At 39.5% G+C, this 17,301-nt stretch carries 20 protein-coding genes and 1 tRNA gene; 13 read left to right on the forward strand and 8 right to left on the reverse strand.

Features of this window, described 5'->3' with window-relative positions:
* Positions 1–16: 16 nt before the first annotated feature.
* The 4 genes from lipA to IPU53_RS12720 all read right to left on the reverse strand — a co-directional run bounded on the left by lipA (position 17) and on the right by IPU53_RS12720 (position 2,989).
* Positions 17–964 carry a lipoyl synthase gene (gene lipA / locus IPU53_RS12705; RefSeq protein WP_207451229.1) on the reverse strand — a complete coding sequence of 316 codons (948 nt, stop codon included), beginning with the start codon at positions 962–964 and terminating at the stop codon, positions 17–19.
* Positions 964–1,797, reverse strand: a complete 834-nt coding sequence (locus tag IPU53_RS12710) for a lipoate--protein ligase family protein (protein WP_207451230.1) — start codon at positions 1,795–1,797, stop codon at positions 964–966. The genes lipA and IPU53_RS12710 overlap by 1 nt, the downstream gene beginning before the upstream one ends.
* A 298-nt stretch (positions 1,798–2,095) precedes the next feature.
* Positions 2,096–2,169: transfer RNA gene (locus tag IPU53_RS12715), tRNA-Pro, on the reverse strand.
* Positions 2,170–2,236: 67 nt separating this feature from the next.
* Complete coding sequence (locus tag IPU53_RS12720) at positions 2,237–2,989, reverse strand: GTP pyrophosphokinase (protein ID WP_207451232.1); 753 nt, start codon at positions 2,987–2,989, stop codon at positions 2,237–2,239.
* Between the two features lie 185 nt (positions 2,990–3,174).
* Between IPU53_RS12720 and IPU53_RS12725 the strand changes: the two genes are divergently transcribed.
* The 13 genes from IPU53_RS12725 (at position 3,175) to IPU53_RS12785 (ending at position 13,062) form a co-directional block, all read left to right on the forward strand.
* The gene (locus IPU53_RS12725; RefSeq protein ID WP_207451234.1) at positions 3,175–3,558 is read left to right on the forward strand and encodes a GntR family transcriptional regulator; all 384 of its coding nucleotides are present in this window, start codon (positions 3,175–3,177) and stop codon (positions 3,556–3,558) included.
* Positions 3,555–4,466: an ATP-binding cassette domain-containing protein gene (locus IPU53_RS12730; RefSeq protein WP_207451237.1), complete on the forward strand. Its 912-nt coding sequence runs from the start codon at positions 3,555–3,557 to the stop codon at positions 4,464–4,466. The genes IPU53_RS12725 and IPU53_RS12730 overlap by 4 nt, the downstream gene beginning before the upstream one ends.
* Positions 4,435–5,181: a hypothetical protein gene (locus tag IPU53_RS12735; protein ID WP_207451239.1), complete on the forward strand. Its 747-nt coding sequence runs from the start codon at positions 4,435–4,437 to the stop codon at positions 5,179–5,181. The genes IPU53_RS12730 and IPU53_RS12735 overlap by 32 nt, the downstream gene beginning before the upstream one ends.
* Complete coding sequence (locus IPU53_RS12740; RefSeq protein WP_207451241.1) at positions 5,178–5,909, forward strand: hypothetical protein; 732 nt, start codon at positions 5,178–5,180, stop codon at positions 5,907–5,909. Before IPU53_RS12735 ends, IPU53_RS12740 begins: the two co-directional genes overlap by 4 nt.
* A gap of 79 nt (positions 5,910–5,988) precedes the next feature.
* Positions 5,989–6,555, forward strand: a complete 567-nt coding sequence (locus tag IPU53_RS12745; protein WP_207451243.1) for a superoxide dismutase family protein — start codon at positions 5,989–5,991, stop codon at positions 6,553–6,555.
* Positions 6,556–6,761: 206 nt separating this feature from the next.
* Entirely contained in the window at positions 6,762–7,613 is an 852-nt protein-coding gene (locus IPU53_RS12750) for an AraC family transcriptional regulator (protein ID WP_207451245.1), read from the forward strand.
* Between the two features lie 18 nt (positions 7,614–7,631).
* Positions 7,632–8,387, forward strand: coding sequence for a sugar phosphate isomerase/epimerase family protein (locus IPU53_RS12755; RefSeq protein WP_207451247.1), 756 nt, complete (start codon positions 7,632–7,634; stop codon positions 8,385–8,387).
* A gap of 105 nt (positions 8,388–8,492) precedes the next feature.
* On the forward strand, positions 8,493–9,656 hold the full coding sequence (locus tag IPU53_RS12760; RefSeq protein WP_207451249.1) for a Gfo/Idh/MocA family protein: 1,164 nt from the start codon (positions 8,493–8,495) through the stop codon (positions 9,654–9,656).
* A gap of 20 nt (positions 9,657–9,676) precedes the next feature.
* Complete coding sequence (locus IPU53_RS12765; protein WP_207451250.1) at positions 9,677–10,747, forward strand: Gfo/Idh/MocA family protein; 1,071 nt, start codon at positions 9,677–9,679, stop codon at positions 10,745–10,747.
* 170 nt (positions 10,748–10,917) lie between these two features.
* Positions 10,918–11,289, forward strand: a complete 372-nt coding sequence (locus tag IPU53_RS12770; RefSeq protein WP_207451252.1) for a DUF2089 domain-containing protein — start codon at positions 10,918–10,920, stop codon at positions 11,287–11,289.
* Between the two features lie 18 nt (positions 11,290–11,307).
* Entirely contained in the window at positions 11,308–11,697 is a 390-nt protein-coding gene (locus IPU53_RS12775) for a hypothetical protein (protein ID WP_207451254.1), read from the forward strand.
* An 8-nt stretch (positions 11,698–11,705) separates the two neighbouring features.
* The gene (locus IPU53_RS12780) at positions 11,706–11,993 is read left to right on the forward strand and encodes a hypothetical protein (RefSeq protein WP_207451256.1); all 288 of its coding nucleotides are present in this window, start codon (positions 11,706–11,708) and stop codon (positions 11,991–11,993) included.
* Between the two features lie 85 nt (positions 11,994–12,078).
* Positions 12,079–13,062 (forward strand): nuclease-related domain-containing protein, encoded by a 984-nt coding sequence (locus tag IPU53_RS12785; protein ID WP_207451258.1) that lies wholly within the window; start codon positions 12,079–12,081, stop codon positions 13,060–13,062.
* Positions 13,063–13,463: 401 nt separating this feature from the next.
* On the opposite strand, the gene IPU53_RS12790 is transcribed toward IPU53_RS12785, so the two are convergent.
* From IPU53_RS12790 to IPU53_RS12805, 4 genes are read right to left on the reverse strand one after another with little or no spacing between them, the layout of a single operon-like run.
* Positions 13,464–14,006: a VanZ family protein gene (locus IPU53_RS12790; protein WP_207451260.1), complete on the reverse strand. Its 543-nt coding sequence runs from the start codon at positions 14,004–14,006 to the stop codon at positions 13,464–13,466.
* Between the two features lie 13 nt (positions 14,007–14,019).
* Positions 14,020–15,144: a hypothetical protein gene (locus IPU53_RS12795; RefSeq protein WP_207451262.1), complete on the reverse strand. Its 1,125-nt coding sequence runs from the start codon at positions 15,142–15,144 to the stop codon at positions 14,020–14,022.
* Between the two features lie 12 nt (positions 15,145–15,156).
* Positions 15,157–16,419, reverse strand: coding sequence for a hypothetical protein (locus IPU53_RS12800; RefSeq protein WP_207451264.1), 1,263 nt, complete (start codon positions 16,417–16,419; stop codon positions 15,157–15,159).
* Between the two features lie 5 nt (positions 16,420–16,424).
* Entirely contained in the window at positions 16,425–17,300 is an 876-nt protein-coding gene (locus IPU53_RS12805) for an ABC transporter ATP-binding protein (RefSeq protein ID WP_207451266.1), read from the reverse strand.
* Position 17,301: the final 1 nt, after the last annotated feature.

The following is a 17,301-nucleotide window of genomic DNA, read 5'->3' on the forward strand; positions in this document are numbered from 1 at the left end:
TTGCGCTTTTGTTCTATTAAAAATTAAAATCAACTTCTTGTTCTTCTTGTTCTTCAACGCCTTTCATATAGTTGATGCGGCGTTGAGCAGCGGCTTGACCTACTTGCTCATCTGCGTGATAGGATGAGCGAACAAGTGGGCCGGATTCACAATGGCTAAAGCCTTTGGAAAGAGCAATTTCCTTTAATTCTGCGAATTCGTCAGGATGATAATAACGAACCACATTTAAATGCTTTTTCGTTGGTTGTAGGTATTGGCCAATTGTCATAATATCGACATTGTGAGCACGAAGATCATCCATGGCTTGAATGATTTCTTCTTTGGTTTCACCAAGCCCCACCATGATGCTTGATTTTGTTGGTGTTTTTGGAGCAATTTCTTTTACTCGCTGTAGAAGTTGGAGTGAGCGACGATAGGTTGCTTTCGCACGAACCTTTGGTGTTAAGCGCTCCACGGTTTCGATATTATGGTTGAAAATTTCTGGTTCACTGGACATTAAGGTGTGAAGACTTTCATAATCTCCCTTCATGTCAGATGGTAAGATTTCAATTGTACATCCAGGATTCTTCCGGCGGATCGCTCTGACGGTTTCGGCAAACACAGCCGCTCCACCATCATTTAAGTCATCACGGGCAACCGCTGTAACCACGACATGCTTTAAGCCCATAATTTCTACGGAATCAGCGACTCTTTCTGGCTCGCCCCAATCTAGCTCATTTGGAAGTCCCGTTTTGACTGCACAAAAACGGCATCCCCTTGTGCACGTATCTCCAAGGATCATAAAGGTAGCTGTTTTTCTCTCACTCCAGCACTCATGAATATTAGGACAACGCGCTTCTTCACAGACTGTGTTTAAACGTTGACCGCGCATTAATTTTTTTAAGCCCATATAAGATTCATTCGTATTAATTTTTGTTTTCAACCATTCTGGTTTTCTAATATATTCTTGTTTATCGATTGCCATTATGCCTGCACCTTCTTTTGAAATTTTAGATTCCATTCATCTGAACGATACTTTGATTCTGCTAGAGCCTGTACTTCTTCCCATTGGGAGTCACTAAGTTCAAATGGAGTAAACTGTAAGTCCAATCCAGTTTCAAATCCCTTTGTAAATGCAGCAACTGCCTGATCGTATGTAATGTTTCTTCCGCTCGCTTCATTCATAGAGATGGCCTTATTTGCAAAAGCCTTTCTTTTTCGGGCGCGCATCTCTTCTGTTGAAAAGGCGAATAAATCAAAGAGCATGTCTTGATCGATTGTAAAAGGTAAGGAACCATGTTGCATCAAAACGCCCATTTTTCTTGTCTGAGCATGGCCAGATATTTTCTTCCCATCGACAAGCATTTCATAATCGGATGGCCTTTCAAAACAAACAGCAGACCGTTCCTCTATAAAATGATCTTCAGGCATAGAAAACTGCGCTTGGATGCCTAATTCTTTAAATCCTGCAAAAATGCCTTGGGCCAATGCATGATAGGCTTTCCGAATCGAATCTTCTATATAGGGTTTTCGTTCAGAAACAACAAGGCTGTAAGTACATTCATCATCATGCAGCACAGCACTTCCTCCAGTTAGACGACGGACAAATTGACACCCGTGTTGTTCAATACCGGGAAAATGAATTGTTCTTTCCTTTTGAAAATGACCAATGGATAGAGTGGGCTTTGACCAACCATAGAAACGAAGAACAGGTGGAATCAGATCTTGGCTATGCCAAAGGAGGAGACATTCATCCAATGCCATATTGATCGCTGCATCTTGATGTCCAGTATTGATAAGCCCCCAAGTATCTTTCATTTTGCTCAACTCCTAGATGAATTTAAAAATCATAGAAGGCCATGGCGTAAGTGATCGTTATCTAGTTTTTTCTATAAAAAATGTCATTCTTTTTTCAAAATACATAAAAAGAACTGCATTTTCAAAGAAATGCAGTTCTTCATGAAAATCGTCTAAGACCTCATGTTTCCCACACTTCAGAGGATATCCTATATCTTTATCCCGAATTAACTGGCAGTAAGACCCCCACTGAATGAAGTTTCACTTTATCTGCTAGAAGTATGGTAACAAATGTCAATCTAAAAGTACAGTTTTGTGATCGGGATGACAGGAATTGAACCTGCGACCCCTAGCACCCCATGCTAGTGCTCTACCAAGCTGAGCTACATCCCGATAATCGTGATACTAGCTCTTATTATAGTAGATGGTCTCTTGGAAAACAATCCCGAAACATTCATTGTTATGAACCGTCTTCAAGACTTCTTTTATACTGATCCAGCACTTTAGGGAGGATATTGGTGATGACGTCTTCTTCTAAGCGGGATAATACGCCATCATCTTCATTTTCCTTTTTGATAGAGGAAACTTCTTTATGCAATTTCTCCATCTTTTTATCAAGATCTGCCGCAATAAATGCGGTGCTCTGCAGTTCCTTCGCCAGATGTTCTGGAATTTCCTTATCATACTTATAGTAAATTTTATGTTCAAGGCTTGCCCAAAAGTCCATCGCAATCGTACGAATTTGAATTTCGACATACGTATGCTCTGTGCGGTCGGTCATATAGATAGGAATTTGGACAATAAGATGTAAGCTTTGATAGCCATTGGGCTTGGGATTTTGAATATAATCCTTGTATTCTATAACGGTAATATCCTTTTGTTTGCCTATCATCTCAGCTAAAACATAAATATCTGAAATAAACGAACAAGTAATCCGTACCCCTGCAATGTCGCGAATATTCTCCTTAATAGCATTGAGGGAAAATGGAAATCCTTTTCGCCTTATTTTATTAAAAATACTTTCGGGAGACTTAACCCGCGATTTTACATGTTCAATCGGGTTGTAGTCATGAAGATAATTAAATTCATCTGATAATATATTAATTTTTGTATTGATTTCATCACAAGCAAATTGATACGCCATCATAAATCGAGTGAGCTCGACTTTCATTTCTTTTACGAGTTGAATATCCAGTATTTGATCTTGTTTCATGAAGGTCTTCCTTTCTAGATGATCTTTTTAAAGATCGGATAAGCAAAATGCCCCCTTATATACTATATCGTACCATAACCAGTAAGATTTTTTTAGTAAATCCAATATCTTCCTTGTCTAGAGATAAGAAAAATTATATACTACATTACAACACTAATGCACTAATTTCGAAGGGAGGTCCCTGGATGCTGTTACACCAAGATGGCTCTAAACCCATTTATGTGCAGATTGCGGAATGGCTTGAAAATGAAATCATCGCAGAAACGTTCAAGAGTGATGAAAAAGTATACTCACAATATCAATTGGCAGAAATGTTTACGATTAATCCAGCGACAGCCGCAAAGGGGTTGAACATGCTAGTGGATGAGCAAATTTTATATAAAAAACGTGGACTCGGTATGTTTGTAACAAAGAATGCGAAGAAAGCCATATTGAAGAAGCGAAAGAGTGAGACATTAACTGGGCTTATTCATGAACTAGTTCTAGAAGCAAAACGATTGGAAGTAGAGGAACGGGACTTATTACAGATGGTTCAAGCGGTCATCAGGGGAGAGGAGGAGAAGAAGTGAATGTGATTGAATGTAAAGAATTAGTGAAAAATTACGGAAGAAAGTCAGTCTTAGAGGATGTAACTTTTACCATAGCAGGAGAGAAAATCACCGGACTAATCGGTAGAAATGGAGTCGGAAAAACCACGCTGCTAAAAATGATTGCTGGTTTTACCAACGAATCAGCTGGCGAGATCAAAGTGTTTTCTAGCAGACCTTTTAACAGTTTACTTGTTTCCGCTAATAGCGTTATGATCGACGACCAAATGACTTTTCCACCCTCATTACAATTGGGCGAAATTTTGCAAGAGGGCGAGCGGTTTTATGACAATTTCAATCTTGAATTAGCGAGGCGATTGCTGGAGTATTTCTCTTTATCAAAAACGGCCTATTATGAGCAGCTTTCAAAAGGAATGAGAAGTACCTTCAATATGATTTTTGGACTTTCTTCTCGATGTGCCTTAACGATTTACGATGAACCGACGACTGGGATGGATGCTGCGGTACGTAAGGATTTTTATCGGGCATTGCTTAAGGATTATGTAGCTCATCCACGGACCATTATCCTCTCAAGCCATCATTTGAATGAAATAGAGGACTTGTTAGAGGATGTGTTGCTGATTCACGAAGGAAAAGTGTTGCAGCATTCATCCATTTCCGACTTGAAGGAATGGGCGATTGGTCTTCAAGGGAAAAAGTCGGCCATTGCTCGGTGGACTGAAGGGCAAGAAATCGTGTATGAAAAAGAAATCGGCCCAGGACTTGGATATGCTGTGATCCGGAATAAATGGTCAGAAGACACGATTCGTGAAGTAAAGCAGGAAGGACTTGATGTATTGCCTGTGTCAGCGAATGATCTGTGTATTTATTTAACAAACGGAGATAAGGGAGGGATCGATGATGTCTTTAATCGAAACGAGTCTCTCTGAAGTTGTTTGGAAACAATTTGTTTTTAAAAGTAAATCCTTTTTTACGACATTTGGCACCCTGGTGATTTTACAAGTGTTAGCGATATTCTTTTCGTCAGGAGGGAGTGGGTCATCTGGATTCCATGGTAGAGACCTTTCCGTTGAGCTCACCTATTATTCAGGTGATATTGTGGTGATATTTACCATTTTATGGACATTTTCTCTAGCGATTTTTACGACCACTAAAGCAGCCCGATACGATGATTATGCCTTTGTCGGAAATCGACTAAGCAGTCATTTGGCGAATATCCTATTTCTACTAACAGCAAGCCTTATAGGAGGAATCTCTGCGACCTTATGCGGGTATATTGTGAGGATCCTTGGCTATTATTCTAATGAGCTTACGATGGGAGCGGGATTATTTCAGGCACCACTTGATTTTCTCCTCTCTATTGGTGCGATTAGCTTGTATGTTTTCCTGTTTGCTTCATTTGGTTATGTGCTTGGTATGATCATACAGTTGCATCAAAGCCTTAAGTACATGCTGCCTGTAATCTGTGTAGGAGTATTGATCGCCTCCGTGTCAAGTGGCTATGATGAGGAAGTGGGAGCTGTTTTTGGTTTTATTATGAGGGAATCTCACTTTTGGCTCTTTTTATTGAAGGTGTTACTCATCTCTGGCATTTTCTTTGTGGTAGCTATCCTTCTTTCAAATAAACTGGAGGTGAGGAAATGAGTAATATCATTTTATTAGGGCTGCTCATTCCTCTTTTAGTTATTGGGTTCTTGTATTGGAAGCTGTTGCGAAATCTAGTAACAGGTAAAGGGGGAATTTTTAAAAATAAAAAGATCGTAACAGCCCTAATCATCATTTATGCGATTGCTCTCATTCTCTCACCCTTTATCTACGAACTTTTGCCGAAAACGGGCGAGGAGATTCCAAGGGTGCAGTATAAGAACTTGGAGCAAAAAACGATGGAGCTTGAACAGGCGATCTATGATGGGAGGCTTGCTGATATTAATCCTGAGTATATTCGAGAAACTTGGCAGCAGCCATATAAGGGAAATGAGTTAAATCTACAACAAACAGTGGAGGAAACGGTCCCGATTGTTGTAGAAAGAAAACAAGAGAATGATGGCATGATTGAAGGGAAATATATTGCGAGTGTGATCTATCAAGCACTGGATTTCTCTGATAAAGTCAGGTCGATTCAATTTAACTTATCAGATGATACTTTAAACCTTGAGGAAGTTGGCGAGTTTTTTGAATTTAAGGGGATCACAGCGGAAAGAGATTTGGTTCTCTCGCAATTTACAGAAAGTAGAAATATCTTTGCTGATGGCACAATGAGGCAAGTTCGTTTTATCTACTTACAAATCCCAAAAGATTTGCAGTTTCAAAAAAATGATGATTTATCCTTCAATTACACGGGTGAAATTGAAGTAAATTATAATGTAGAGTAAGAATAATGAAAGACCTCCTGTTTGAAAAATCCCCAGTATGGCAATCATGCTAATGATTTTAATAATAGGAGGTTTTTCTGTGAAAAAATTGTTGTGTGTCCTGCTAGTTATGGGGATAACATTAGGTGCTTGTAGTAGTGGAGAAGAGGCGGTGCCGCAAGTAGAGGAGGAGGCTATTCCTGTTAGTGGCCACGCAGATGTCGATGTACAGATGATCAATTCTGAAGGAAAGGAAGTTGGCAAAGCGGCCCTAAAGGAAACAGTAGAAGGAGTACAAATCCACTTGCAGGCGAAAGACTTAGAGCCGGGGATAAAGGCGATTCATATTCATGAAACCGGGGTATGTGAAGCACCGGATTTTACATCCGCAGGTGCTCATTTTAACCCAGGAAAAAAAGAACATGGCTTTGAAAATCCCAAAGGTTTTCACATAGGGGACTTACCGAATATCGGAATCGAAGACGATGGCACGGTGAATGTTGTGATCACGGCCCCAAATGTGACATTAAAGGAAGGCGAAGAGGGTTCCTTGCTTGATGAGGACGGCAGTGCTCTTGTTATTCATGAAAAAGCAGATGATTATAAGACCGACCCTGCCGGAAATGCCGGAGATCGCATTGTCTGTGGTGTGATCGGCGGTAAGTAAAAATAAGCACATTATTTTGTTACTCAACGGAGTACAGAATAATGTGCTGTTTTATTGATGGGCAAATTATATTTACCCATATTTGACATTCTCAGAGCAATTTGAGTCAATAATAGTAAGAATTTGAGCATGCAGGGGTAATGAAAATCATTGGAAAAACATTAGTATATAAAGTAAGCCCTTTCAGAATACATAGAGGTGGAAAGATGGAAGAATGGTTAAGACCGAATTACCGAATGAAATCAATTGGAGAACAGGACTTTGCGTTCCACTCACACGCGCAGTTTGAGGTGTATTTCTTTCATCAAGGGGATTGTAAATATCTTATTCATCATTCCATTTATGATCTTCAGCCTGGAGATATTATTATTATGAATGGCTTAACAGCCCATCGCGCTAATCCATCTAAATTTTCCTTGTATGAACGAAGCGTGGTGCATTTCTCTCCGGATTGGATTTATCCAGTGATTGAGGAACTGCGGATGCCAGAATTGCTCTCTCCCTTCAAAGAGATGAATAATTGCTTGCTTCGCGGCCAAGATGAAGGAGAAAGAGAACGGATCTTACAATCGATGAAGACAATGGATCATCTGATGAATGAAGACATCGCATTTATGATGAAGCCGGAAGTAGAGGCAGAATTAAAGATTTTACTCTTAACGATTTTGATGCAAATTTATAAATTGAGTAAAAAAGAAAATCAACATCTAGCCATGCCAAAAAGTGAAAAGGTGCTTCATGTTGAAAAAATTGCTCATTTTATTCAGACACATTTTAAAAAGAGTATAAGTTTAGAAGATATTTCATCTGAATTGAATTTAAGTAAGTTTTATTTATCGAGAATTTTTAAGGAAGTAACGGGTACAACAGTGATGAATTATGTGATGACATGTCGTTTAAATCAAGTGAAATTTGACCTGGAAATGTACCCAGATCGAACCTTAGTGGAAATAGCAACAGAATCAGGTTTTGAGAGTCAGGCGCACTTTAGCCGTTTTTTCAAGCAAAGGGTAGGTATGACACCTTCTGTATATCGTAGACAAAAATTAAAATCATAGAGTAGGAGAGTGACAGAAATGGAAAAGAAATTTGCTGCACAATTATTTACAGTAAGAGAACAGCTAGCGAAGGGAATCACACCTGTTTTTCAAGAGATTAAGAAGATGGGCTGGGCAGGTGTACAGATTTCAGCTTTGCCGCAAGGCTATGACCCACAAGAAGTTGCGGATGCTCTAAAGGACAATCAACTTGGCACAGCAGGAATGCATATTTCATTAGATCGTTTAGAGAATGATTTGGAAAATGTTGTGAAAGAAGCGGACTTATACGGCACAAAGGATATTGTTTGTCCATATTTACCAGCAGAATATCAAACAGAGGAAGGCTATAAAATCGTCCGAAAAAAATTAAATGACGTGGCTCAGCAGGTTCCTGATTATCGTATTAGTTATCATAATCATGCCTTTGAATTTTCAACTGAGATAAATGGAATGTCAGCACTTGAATACTTATTAGAGCCAGTTGCAGAAAACAAGGTTTTGGCAGAAGTTGACCTCTATTGGGTGAAAAAAGGCGGTCAGGATCCACTGTCCTTTATCCAGCCTTATGTGAATAGGATGCCAATTATCCATCTGAAGGATATGACCGATGATGAACAAGAAACATTCGCCGAAATTGGCACCGGAAAAATTGACTTTATTCCAATCTTGCAATGGGGTGAGAAATCGGGAGTAGAATGGTACGCGGTGGAACAAGATTCCTGTCCTGGAAACCCACTGGATAGTCTAGCTTTAAGCTTAGAGAACTTACTGAAATTGAAGGAAAAAATCTAAACTGCAAATCGAAGTGCTTTTTTCAGCCTTTTCGGAATAATAATGTTGTTAGGTTCAAAATCATGTGTACAAGTTTAATAGGAAAATAAAGGGAGGCTTTTAACCATGACAAACGTAAAAGTAGGAATAATTGGACTGGGAAATATGGGGACAAATCACGCCAAACGCCTGTTCAATCGTGAAATTGATGGGGCTATCTTAACAGCTGTGTGCGATGTGCGTGAAGAACGAATGGTTAAAGCCAGAGAAGAATTCGGAGATCGAGTCAAACGCTTTTTAACGATTGATGATTTTTTTGCTGAAGCTGAGATCGATGGTGTGATTATTGCGACCCCACATTACGAGCATCCACCACTAGCAATTAGGGCTTTTGAAAAAGGCTGGCATGTTCTATGTGAGAAGCCTGCGGGCGTTTATACGAAAAATGTTCGCTTAATGAATGAGGCGGCTGCTAAAAGTGGAAAAGTGTTTAGTATGATGTTTAATCAACGGACAAATCCGCTTTATAAAAAAATGCGTGAGCTAATTCAGTCTGGTGAACTAGGTGAGATTAAGCGGACCAATTGGATTATTACGGATTGGTATCGGGCGCAAAGCTATTATGAATCAGGTGGCTGGCGTGCTACGTGGAAGGGCGAAGGCGGTGGTGTGATGCTGAATCAGTCTCCACATCAACTTGATTTATGGCAATGGATTACCGGTATGATGCCAACTAGAATTCGCTCGTTCTGTGGATTTGGAAAGTACCATGATATTGAAGTGGAAGACGATGTGACGGCTTATGTTGAATATGAAAATGGAGCAACAGGCTTATTTGTAACATCAACAGGGGAAGCGCCTGGTACGAACCGCTTTGAAGTAGCAGGTGATCGTGGAAAACTTGTAATTGAAAATGGAAAATTAACCTTCTGGCGGCTAAGACAATCTGAGCGTGAATTCAATCAAACGTTTAGAGGCGGCTTTGGCGAACCGGAGTGCTGGAAAATGGAGATTCCGGTGCGTGGCAAAAATAATCAGCATTTAGGGATTTTGGAAAATTGGGTGGATGCGATTTTAAATGGTGCGGAACTATTAGCCCCAGGTGAAGAAGGAATTAAAAGCTTGGCCATTTCAAATGGCGTATACTTATCTAGCTGGTTAGATGACTGGGTGGACCTACCGATTGATGAAGATCTTTATTATGAAAAATTACAAGAGAAAATTGCCGCATCAACGTTCCGTAAGCAGTCAGCAGATGATGTTACTTTAGATGTTAGCGGTACGCATTAAAAGCGAAAGGAGGGAGCTATATGTCAAAAGATGGAATGAACTATGCGCCAAAGGGTAAGCCCAACCGTGTCGTTGCGGAAGGAGAATTTGTGATGGCAGCGATGGCGCTTGATCACGGTCATATTTATGGGATGTGTAATGGACTTGTGGAAGCAGGCGCGACTTTAAAATGGGTATACGATCCTGACCCACAAAAGGTTGAAAAGTTTTTGGAAGCCTATCCAAAAGTTCAGGCGGCGACAAGTGAGGAAGAGATTTTCCAGGATCCTGAGGTAAAACTTGTGGCAGCAGCAGCGATTCCTAATCAACGTGGGCCACTTGGCATTCGTGTTATGGATAGTGGAAAGGATTATTTTACGGATAAGACACCTTTTACAACCTTGGAGCAATTGGAGGATGCCAAGACAGCAGTTGAGCGAACTGGTCAGAAGTATATGGTCTATTATTCGGAAAGACTCCATGTAGAAAGTGCTGTTTTTGCCGGCGAGTTGATCGAACAAGGGGCAATTGGGCGTGTTATTCAAGTGACCAATCTAGCTCCACATCGACTGAACGCATCCTCACGACCTGAATGGTTTTTTGAAAAGGAGAAGTATGGTGGCATTCTTTGTGACATCGGTAGCCATCAAATTGAACAGTTCCTATTTTATACGGGCAATACGGATGCAAAGGTTGTGCGCAGTCAGGTCGCAAATTACACCAATAAGGATTACCCTGAATTAGAGGATTTTGGTGATTGTATGATTGTTGGCGAAAATGGGGCTAGTCATTATTGTCGTGTGGATTGGCTGACTCCGGACGGATCGGAAGTCTGGGGAGATGGGAGAACCATCATTCTTGGAACAGATGGATATATTGAAATCCGTAAGTATATTGATGTAGGCCGTGAACGTGAAGGAAATCAGGTCTATCTTGTGAACCAAGAAGGTACCTATCATTATTCAGTAAAAGGTGAAGTAGGTTTTCCTTTCTTCGGTGAACTTATTTTAGATTGCTTAAATCGAACTGAAAACGCAATGACACAGGCACATGCCTTTAAAACAGCTGAACTTTGCCTGATCGCACAGAAGGAAGCTGTAAGGTTAGAATAGAAAATATGTTTTTACAAAAAACTCTGTTGGCCAATTTACTTGGCTAATAGAGTTTTTTAGTTTGTTTGATAAAAATATTAATTTTGTAATTTAATTTTTAAATAAATATTGATTTAAATATTAATATGTATTAATATGATATTAATAAATTAAATAAAAGGAGGGAGAGTGTGGGGTATCCATTAATTACAAACTGCCCAGTATGCTCACATAAGTTAAAGATTACGAAATTACAATGCGATCATTGCCATACAACAATTGAAAATGACTTCGAGCTATCAAGCTGGGCATCACTCACGCCGGAACAATTGCACTTTATTGGGATCTTTTTGAAAAGTCGAGGAAATATTAAAGAAGTTGAAAAAGAGTTAGGTGTTTCTTACCCAACTGTCCGAGGAAAACTAAACGATGTGGTTGCAGCCCTAGGTTATCCCGAAAAGAAAGAAACAAAAAGTAAAACAGAGGAAAAACAGGTGATCACCATGCTAGAAAATGGCGAAATCACCGCAGAAGAGGCTTTACGAAGATTAAAGGATGAATAAAAGAGGGGGATGATTGGCATGAAAGAGGAAATCAAAAAAATCTTAGCGATGATGGAAGAAGGAAAATTAGACTCAGAAGAGGCAACAGCTTTGATTCAAGCCTTGCAAGAGAAAGAAGAGACGGTAGCGAAAGTGGAACGCACAGATTATTTAAGTAAATCTCTAAAGATTCGCATCATAGACGAAGACGATAAAGTAAATGTGAACTTGCCATTGCGGCTGGTGAAGGCCGTTTTACAATCTGGATTAAGTATAGCATCTAAAATCCCTGAATCTGCTAAATATGTTGAGGGAATTGATAAAATTGATGTGGATCTTATATTAGAAGCAATTGAGCATGAAGCAGAAGGTCAGATTGTCGATATTGCGAGTGGCGATGGCGAACAAGTTTCAATCGTGATTGAGTAAGAGCGCTCATGTTGAAAATCACGATTGGTCAAGAAAATCAAAAATCTAGGACTTTCCACGTGCCCTATTTTATTCTCCGGGCTGGAGGGCGGCTTGCGACAACAAAACTCTTGTGGAAGCTGATCGAATCTAGAGTAAAACAAAAGCAAGAAAAAACAAACTCGCCATCGTTTTCCCTAGACCGAATAGATTGGAAGGACATTCAACCAATCGTAAAAGAAATAAAGAATTATCAAGGATTAACCATCGTTGATATTCAAGATAAAAATGGGCAAGCGATTAAAATTGAACTTTGAGTCCTTCTTCCCTTTCATATAAAAGGGGAGAAGGACTTTTGTACATAGAGTAGAATATGTATATAGACTAAAAAGAGGTGATGAAGTGAAACAGAAGGAAAGAACAGTTCCAATTGTGATATTAATATTAGAGGCATTACAAAGGAGACTTTTAGAAAGCCACCCAGCTAGGGCCCAGGTTAAGGAAGAATTAGGTAGGCGCTATGCCGGATATCGAGGCGAACAGGTTTTAGATTACTATACGAAATACCTTCCACTACAAAAACACCACTTTATTTTTCACGATCTTCGATTGCCCATCTCCAGTGAAGCCTTTTTTCAAATTGACACACTTATTTTAACCCCATACTATCTTCTAATTTTTGAAGGAAAACATATGGCAGGAAAATTGTTTTTTGACCCAAAACAATTAATACGAGAGTTAAATAATGTGGGAGAATCGTTTCCCAATCTTATTGTCCAAGTAAAAAACCAACAATACTTTTTAAAAGTATTATTGGAGAAATACTCCTTCCCTTCTCTCCCAAGCGATGCCTTCATTGTGATTACCAACCCAAAGTCGACTATTTTGCCAAGCCCCGATTATAAGGAAGTATTAGAAACAGTTATTCGACCACAAGCATTAAGATTTGGTTTCGAACTTGTTGAGAAAAAACATCCAAAGCCAATTTTGAGTGATAATGAGTTAGTGAAAATCTCAGAGCTTTTACTACGGCTGCATACACCAGATGAACCGGACGTATTTAGTCAGTATGGGGTGAATAAGAGTGAAATGATGCCGGGAATTTATTGTGAAGAATGTGGACAGTTCTCTGTTAAAAGACTCAAACGCTTCTGGAGATGTCACATTTGCAATCAAAAAGCTGATAAGGCGTTTGTTCAAGCACTAATTGATTATCGTTTATTAATTTGTACAACCATAACCAATCGAGAGTTTCGGAAGTTCTTTGGAGTTGATTCTATTCATACCGCATCCAAACTGCTCAATTCTTTAAATTTGCCAACTAAGGGTGAACGCAGACATCGAAAATATGAATTATCATTAGATTACCTACGAAGCCTGCTTTAAAAACAAAGTAACGACTAAATCCCGAGAGCATCGGCTAATAGAAAGACTTTACTGGCAAATAGAGTGCTTGCGATGGCTAATAGAATAAGTACCACGGCTAATAAACCGCTTCTAACGGCTAATAGAGCAAAAAAGAGGCAGCAAATGAAGCAAAGCAACTATCGGAGATGCAAACTTGCCGTTGAAAAGGGCCACGGCTAATAGCGCAAGAGCAACAGCTAATAGCAAGGCTCCAACGGCTAATAGAGACCTGCGAAGGCTAATAGAGACCGCGCCACGGCTAATAACCTGCTTTTAACGGCTAATAACTGGTGCAAACAACTCAGCAAGGCTTGCCGTTTTGCCATCTAAAAAAGAGCTTTTTAAAATAAAAGCTCTTTTTTAAGGGATGGTATTTATCACTACTTTGCGGTATGAAGCAAAACAGGTATTTTCTTAGCAACCACTTTGATCATGATGTATAAGCTATACCCAATCACGGCTCCCGAAGTATTAAACACTAAATCATCCAGGGTTCCGCGCCTTGTCATCGTAAAGAAGGTTTGAATCAACTCAATCGTTAAGGAAGAGGCAAATCCTAACAATAAAACCGTCCATAACCGTTGGCAATGTCGAAACAGTAAGGGAGTAAATAGCCCTAAGGGAATGAATAAAGCAATATTTCCAAGTGAATAGAGCATTTGCAGCTTAGGATTGGACATGTTTTTTAATTCATAAAAGAGGTGGAAATCAAAATGATAGGTTGTCTTTCCACCCCATATTCCGAAAGGGAGATTCCATTGGAATGGCTGCATGGTCAGGAATACGACGAATACAAGATAGACAAAAAATAAATTGACGATCATTTCTCGAGATGAATGTACGTATTTCTTCTTGTATCTTTTATTACGGTATAGGATCCAGAGAATACTGAATATACCGAGAATCACGAGTCCCTGCCACACTTTTAGCTCTCCCTTATAGTATGATGTCTGTTTTCTTTTCTCGTTTCCATAATAGCATAATAAATACGATGCTAGCTACAAGAAAAAAACTATAACATAATGGGACAAGCCATTGGGGTAAGTCTAAATTTGTGATCAAGTCTAGTAAGTAACGTAAGCCGAAGACAAGTAACCCAAAGATAATTGGAACCTGGACGCCAATGAGTGTAATATAATTAGGGACAAGATGGGAAACAGCAAGGCTCATGAAGACTAGTATGAACCCCAATACATAGATGGCGACAACGGTGAGAATAATATATTGAAAGAAGGTGAGATCATACCACTGTTCACCTCCGATAAAACTGTTCATGGGCACATCGAAAAATGGCTCTGGATGGTTTTGTGAATACAATCCAAGATACATCGCCAATAACCCGCTCATTACAAGGAAGGCTGAAATGAAGCCAGCCACTAGCTTTTTTTTGAAAATCGCTCTCCCTAGTTTTGCTGTATACTGTAGGTCAAGTATTCGTAAGGAACGATCGCGGAGCAAAAGTGGTGAAACGAGCAAAACCACGCTAATAAGAACAGCAATCGCAATACTGCGGATGATACTTTGATAATTCATAACCACCACCTCAGGGTACAAGTCATAATGACCAATCTCCATTAATTTGGTTAAATGTCTCCTTTGTTGAGGGTTATTTTGTATGATCTCGTCTCTCATATCATGGAATTCGATTAATCTTTCTCGTTCTTGTAGCTCCCAGAAAAGATTGACACTTTCTTCAAACATAATCTTCGAATGTAGTTCATCAGCTAATTGATCATCTATGCCCAAATTTCGAAAATCCTCGTATGAGGTCACTCCTACATCTTGAGCATCCTGTCGTGACTGTAAAAATTGATCCGCTTTCTGAACCTCTTGCTTATATTTTTCCTTAAAATCAGCAAGTTCTGTTTCATTCATTTCAGGACCATAGTTTTCAAGCATTTCCACACCAATTCTGTATGAATCCAAGGCAGGGCGACCATTCGGAAAATATTGAATATCAAACTCAATCAAAAAGTAATATAAACTCACATTCACAAAAGCCAGGACCAAAAGAATTTTCCAGTTTAATATTTTCTTTATTTCATTGATGATAATCCCCATAATTTACTCCCCTTATGAAATGTCCTGCCGCGCAAATCTTCTATAAGAAAACCTGCAGAGCGCGATCAAAATAATCGTCCAAACTGTAATGGTCATCCATTCGTAATTTTTGAATATCGTAAGTCCACCGGTTCCCATCCACCATTGCAGTGGATTCAATACTAGCGAAGAAAGAGTGTATCCTGCCATCAACATAAGGTTTGTAGAGTTAGGGATAAACCCTGGAACGAGATAAAGGACGATGAACAAGATGGCAAATAGAATAAACGTAAAATAGTTGTTTTTGACTAATACGGAAATCGAAAAGGTAAATAAGGAAAATAACAGCATACAGAGAAAGAAAAGCGCCATGCTCATAAGAAAATATGTAAGCAAGGACCAATTCCACCATGATACATACGGAAAGTTAGCTTCCCAATTGAACCCACTGCTGATCGCGGTCTTCCATAAATGAGCATAATCAAAAATAGTGAAATAGGTTCCTAAGGTGACGACGGATAAAAAGATGGTTAAGGCCATGGTTGTAAGCAGGGAAGCGACTAATTTATCAGCCATTAATGTTCTCCCTCTTTTTGTTGCATAAGCCACAAGTTGAGTTCGCTGTTCAAATTCAAAATTGGTGATTAAGGCGGTGGCCAACACAACTAAAATTATCCCCTCAATGACAAGATGGCGAAATACAGTGCCGAATAGCAGGCTGTGCATGTGGTAGTTTTGTCCAGAGAAAAACCATTGCCTATGCTCTCCATTTTGTTGTAACGCTACAAAGCGATCCTCAAAGTCTCTGTATTCCTTCCGTAAGGTTTCCGCTGCAGAGCCAGTTAACCCGAACTGAGCAATCTCGTCTTCTCCAATTTTCTGAATATCGAATCCTGCATAACTTTCATCCATTGAAGCAGCTGTGCTCATATACATCTCTTTTAAAGCTATTTCGTAAAAAGTGTTCAATTCCTCCTCCATATACTTCTCCTGTTCCTTGAATGTCAATTGATCAAAAAAATCAAGCGCACTAACAAACGTTTGAGAAGCTGTCTTTTCAGTTATCGCATTCAGTTGCACTAACTCTGTTTTGATTTCTTCCCCCAATAATGCTAGCGAGTCCTCTGTATATTCTTCACCATATTTTCCCGCTAGTTCATTCACGATCGCTAATTCCTCTTTGAAATGAGAAGCATTGTAAATAATAAAAATATTCCATGCTGTGAATAACAGGAGTAGCCCTAAAATAATCGGCGATAATAGTGCTTTTTTACATTCCAATAAAATAACTCTCATTCTATTCACTCGTCCATCTGCAAATCATCGCGATATTCATAGAGAAAGACATCTTCCAAATGGGGGACAACTGGAATCCAACCAACATCTGCCTCACCTTTATGGACAAAGCGGACGATCATCTCTCCTTGTTCTTGTTTCTCTGACAAAAGCATATATTGTTTACGGAATGTTTCCAATTGTTCAAACGGGATGGCTGCTTCATATACATTATCATTCAATGTAGCGCAAATGTTTTGAACGGTGTCTTGATATAGAAGTTGTTTATTTTTAATCATTATCACTTGGTTGGCAATCGATTCAATATCGGAAACGATATGGGTCGAAATAATGACCAATCGCTCGCGTGCCAGCTCCGTTAATAAATGTCGAAAACGAGCCCGTTCTTTTGGGTCGAGGCCTGCAGTTGGCTCGTCCAAAATTAATACTTTTGGATCGTTCAAAAGGGCTTGAGCAATCCCGACACGTTGAATCATTCCTCCGGAGAACTTTCGCATCTTTTTATTGGCGACATCCCTTAACGCTACTTTTTGCAGCAAATCATCTATTTTCGAGCGGGCAATCCTTTTGTCGATTCCCTTTAAAGCAGCAAGATAGAGCAGAAATTGCTTAGGTGAATAGTTTTTGTAATAACCAAAGTGTTGCGGTAGATAGCCAAGGATATTGCGATACTCTTCATCCAGGTCAATAATGTTCGAGCCATTATAAAGGATCTCTCCCTTTGTTGGAGAAATAAGCGTGACAAGCATCTTGATCAAGGTTGTTTTCCCAGCCCCATTAGGAGCAAGGAGTCCATAAACACCATGATCAAATTCTGCATGTATTTGTTCCAAGGCGGGAAAATTTCCGTACTGTTTGCTGACATTTTTTACAACGAGCATT

This window comes from Bacillus sp. SD088 (assembly GCF_017355205.1).
Lineage (GTDB): Bacteria > Bacillota > Bacilli > Bacillales > Bacillaceae_C > Lederbergia.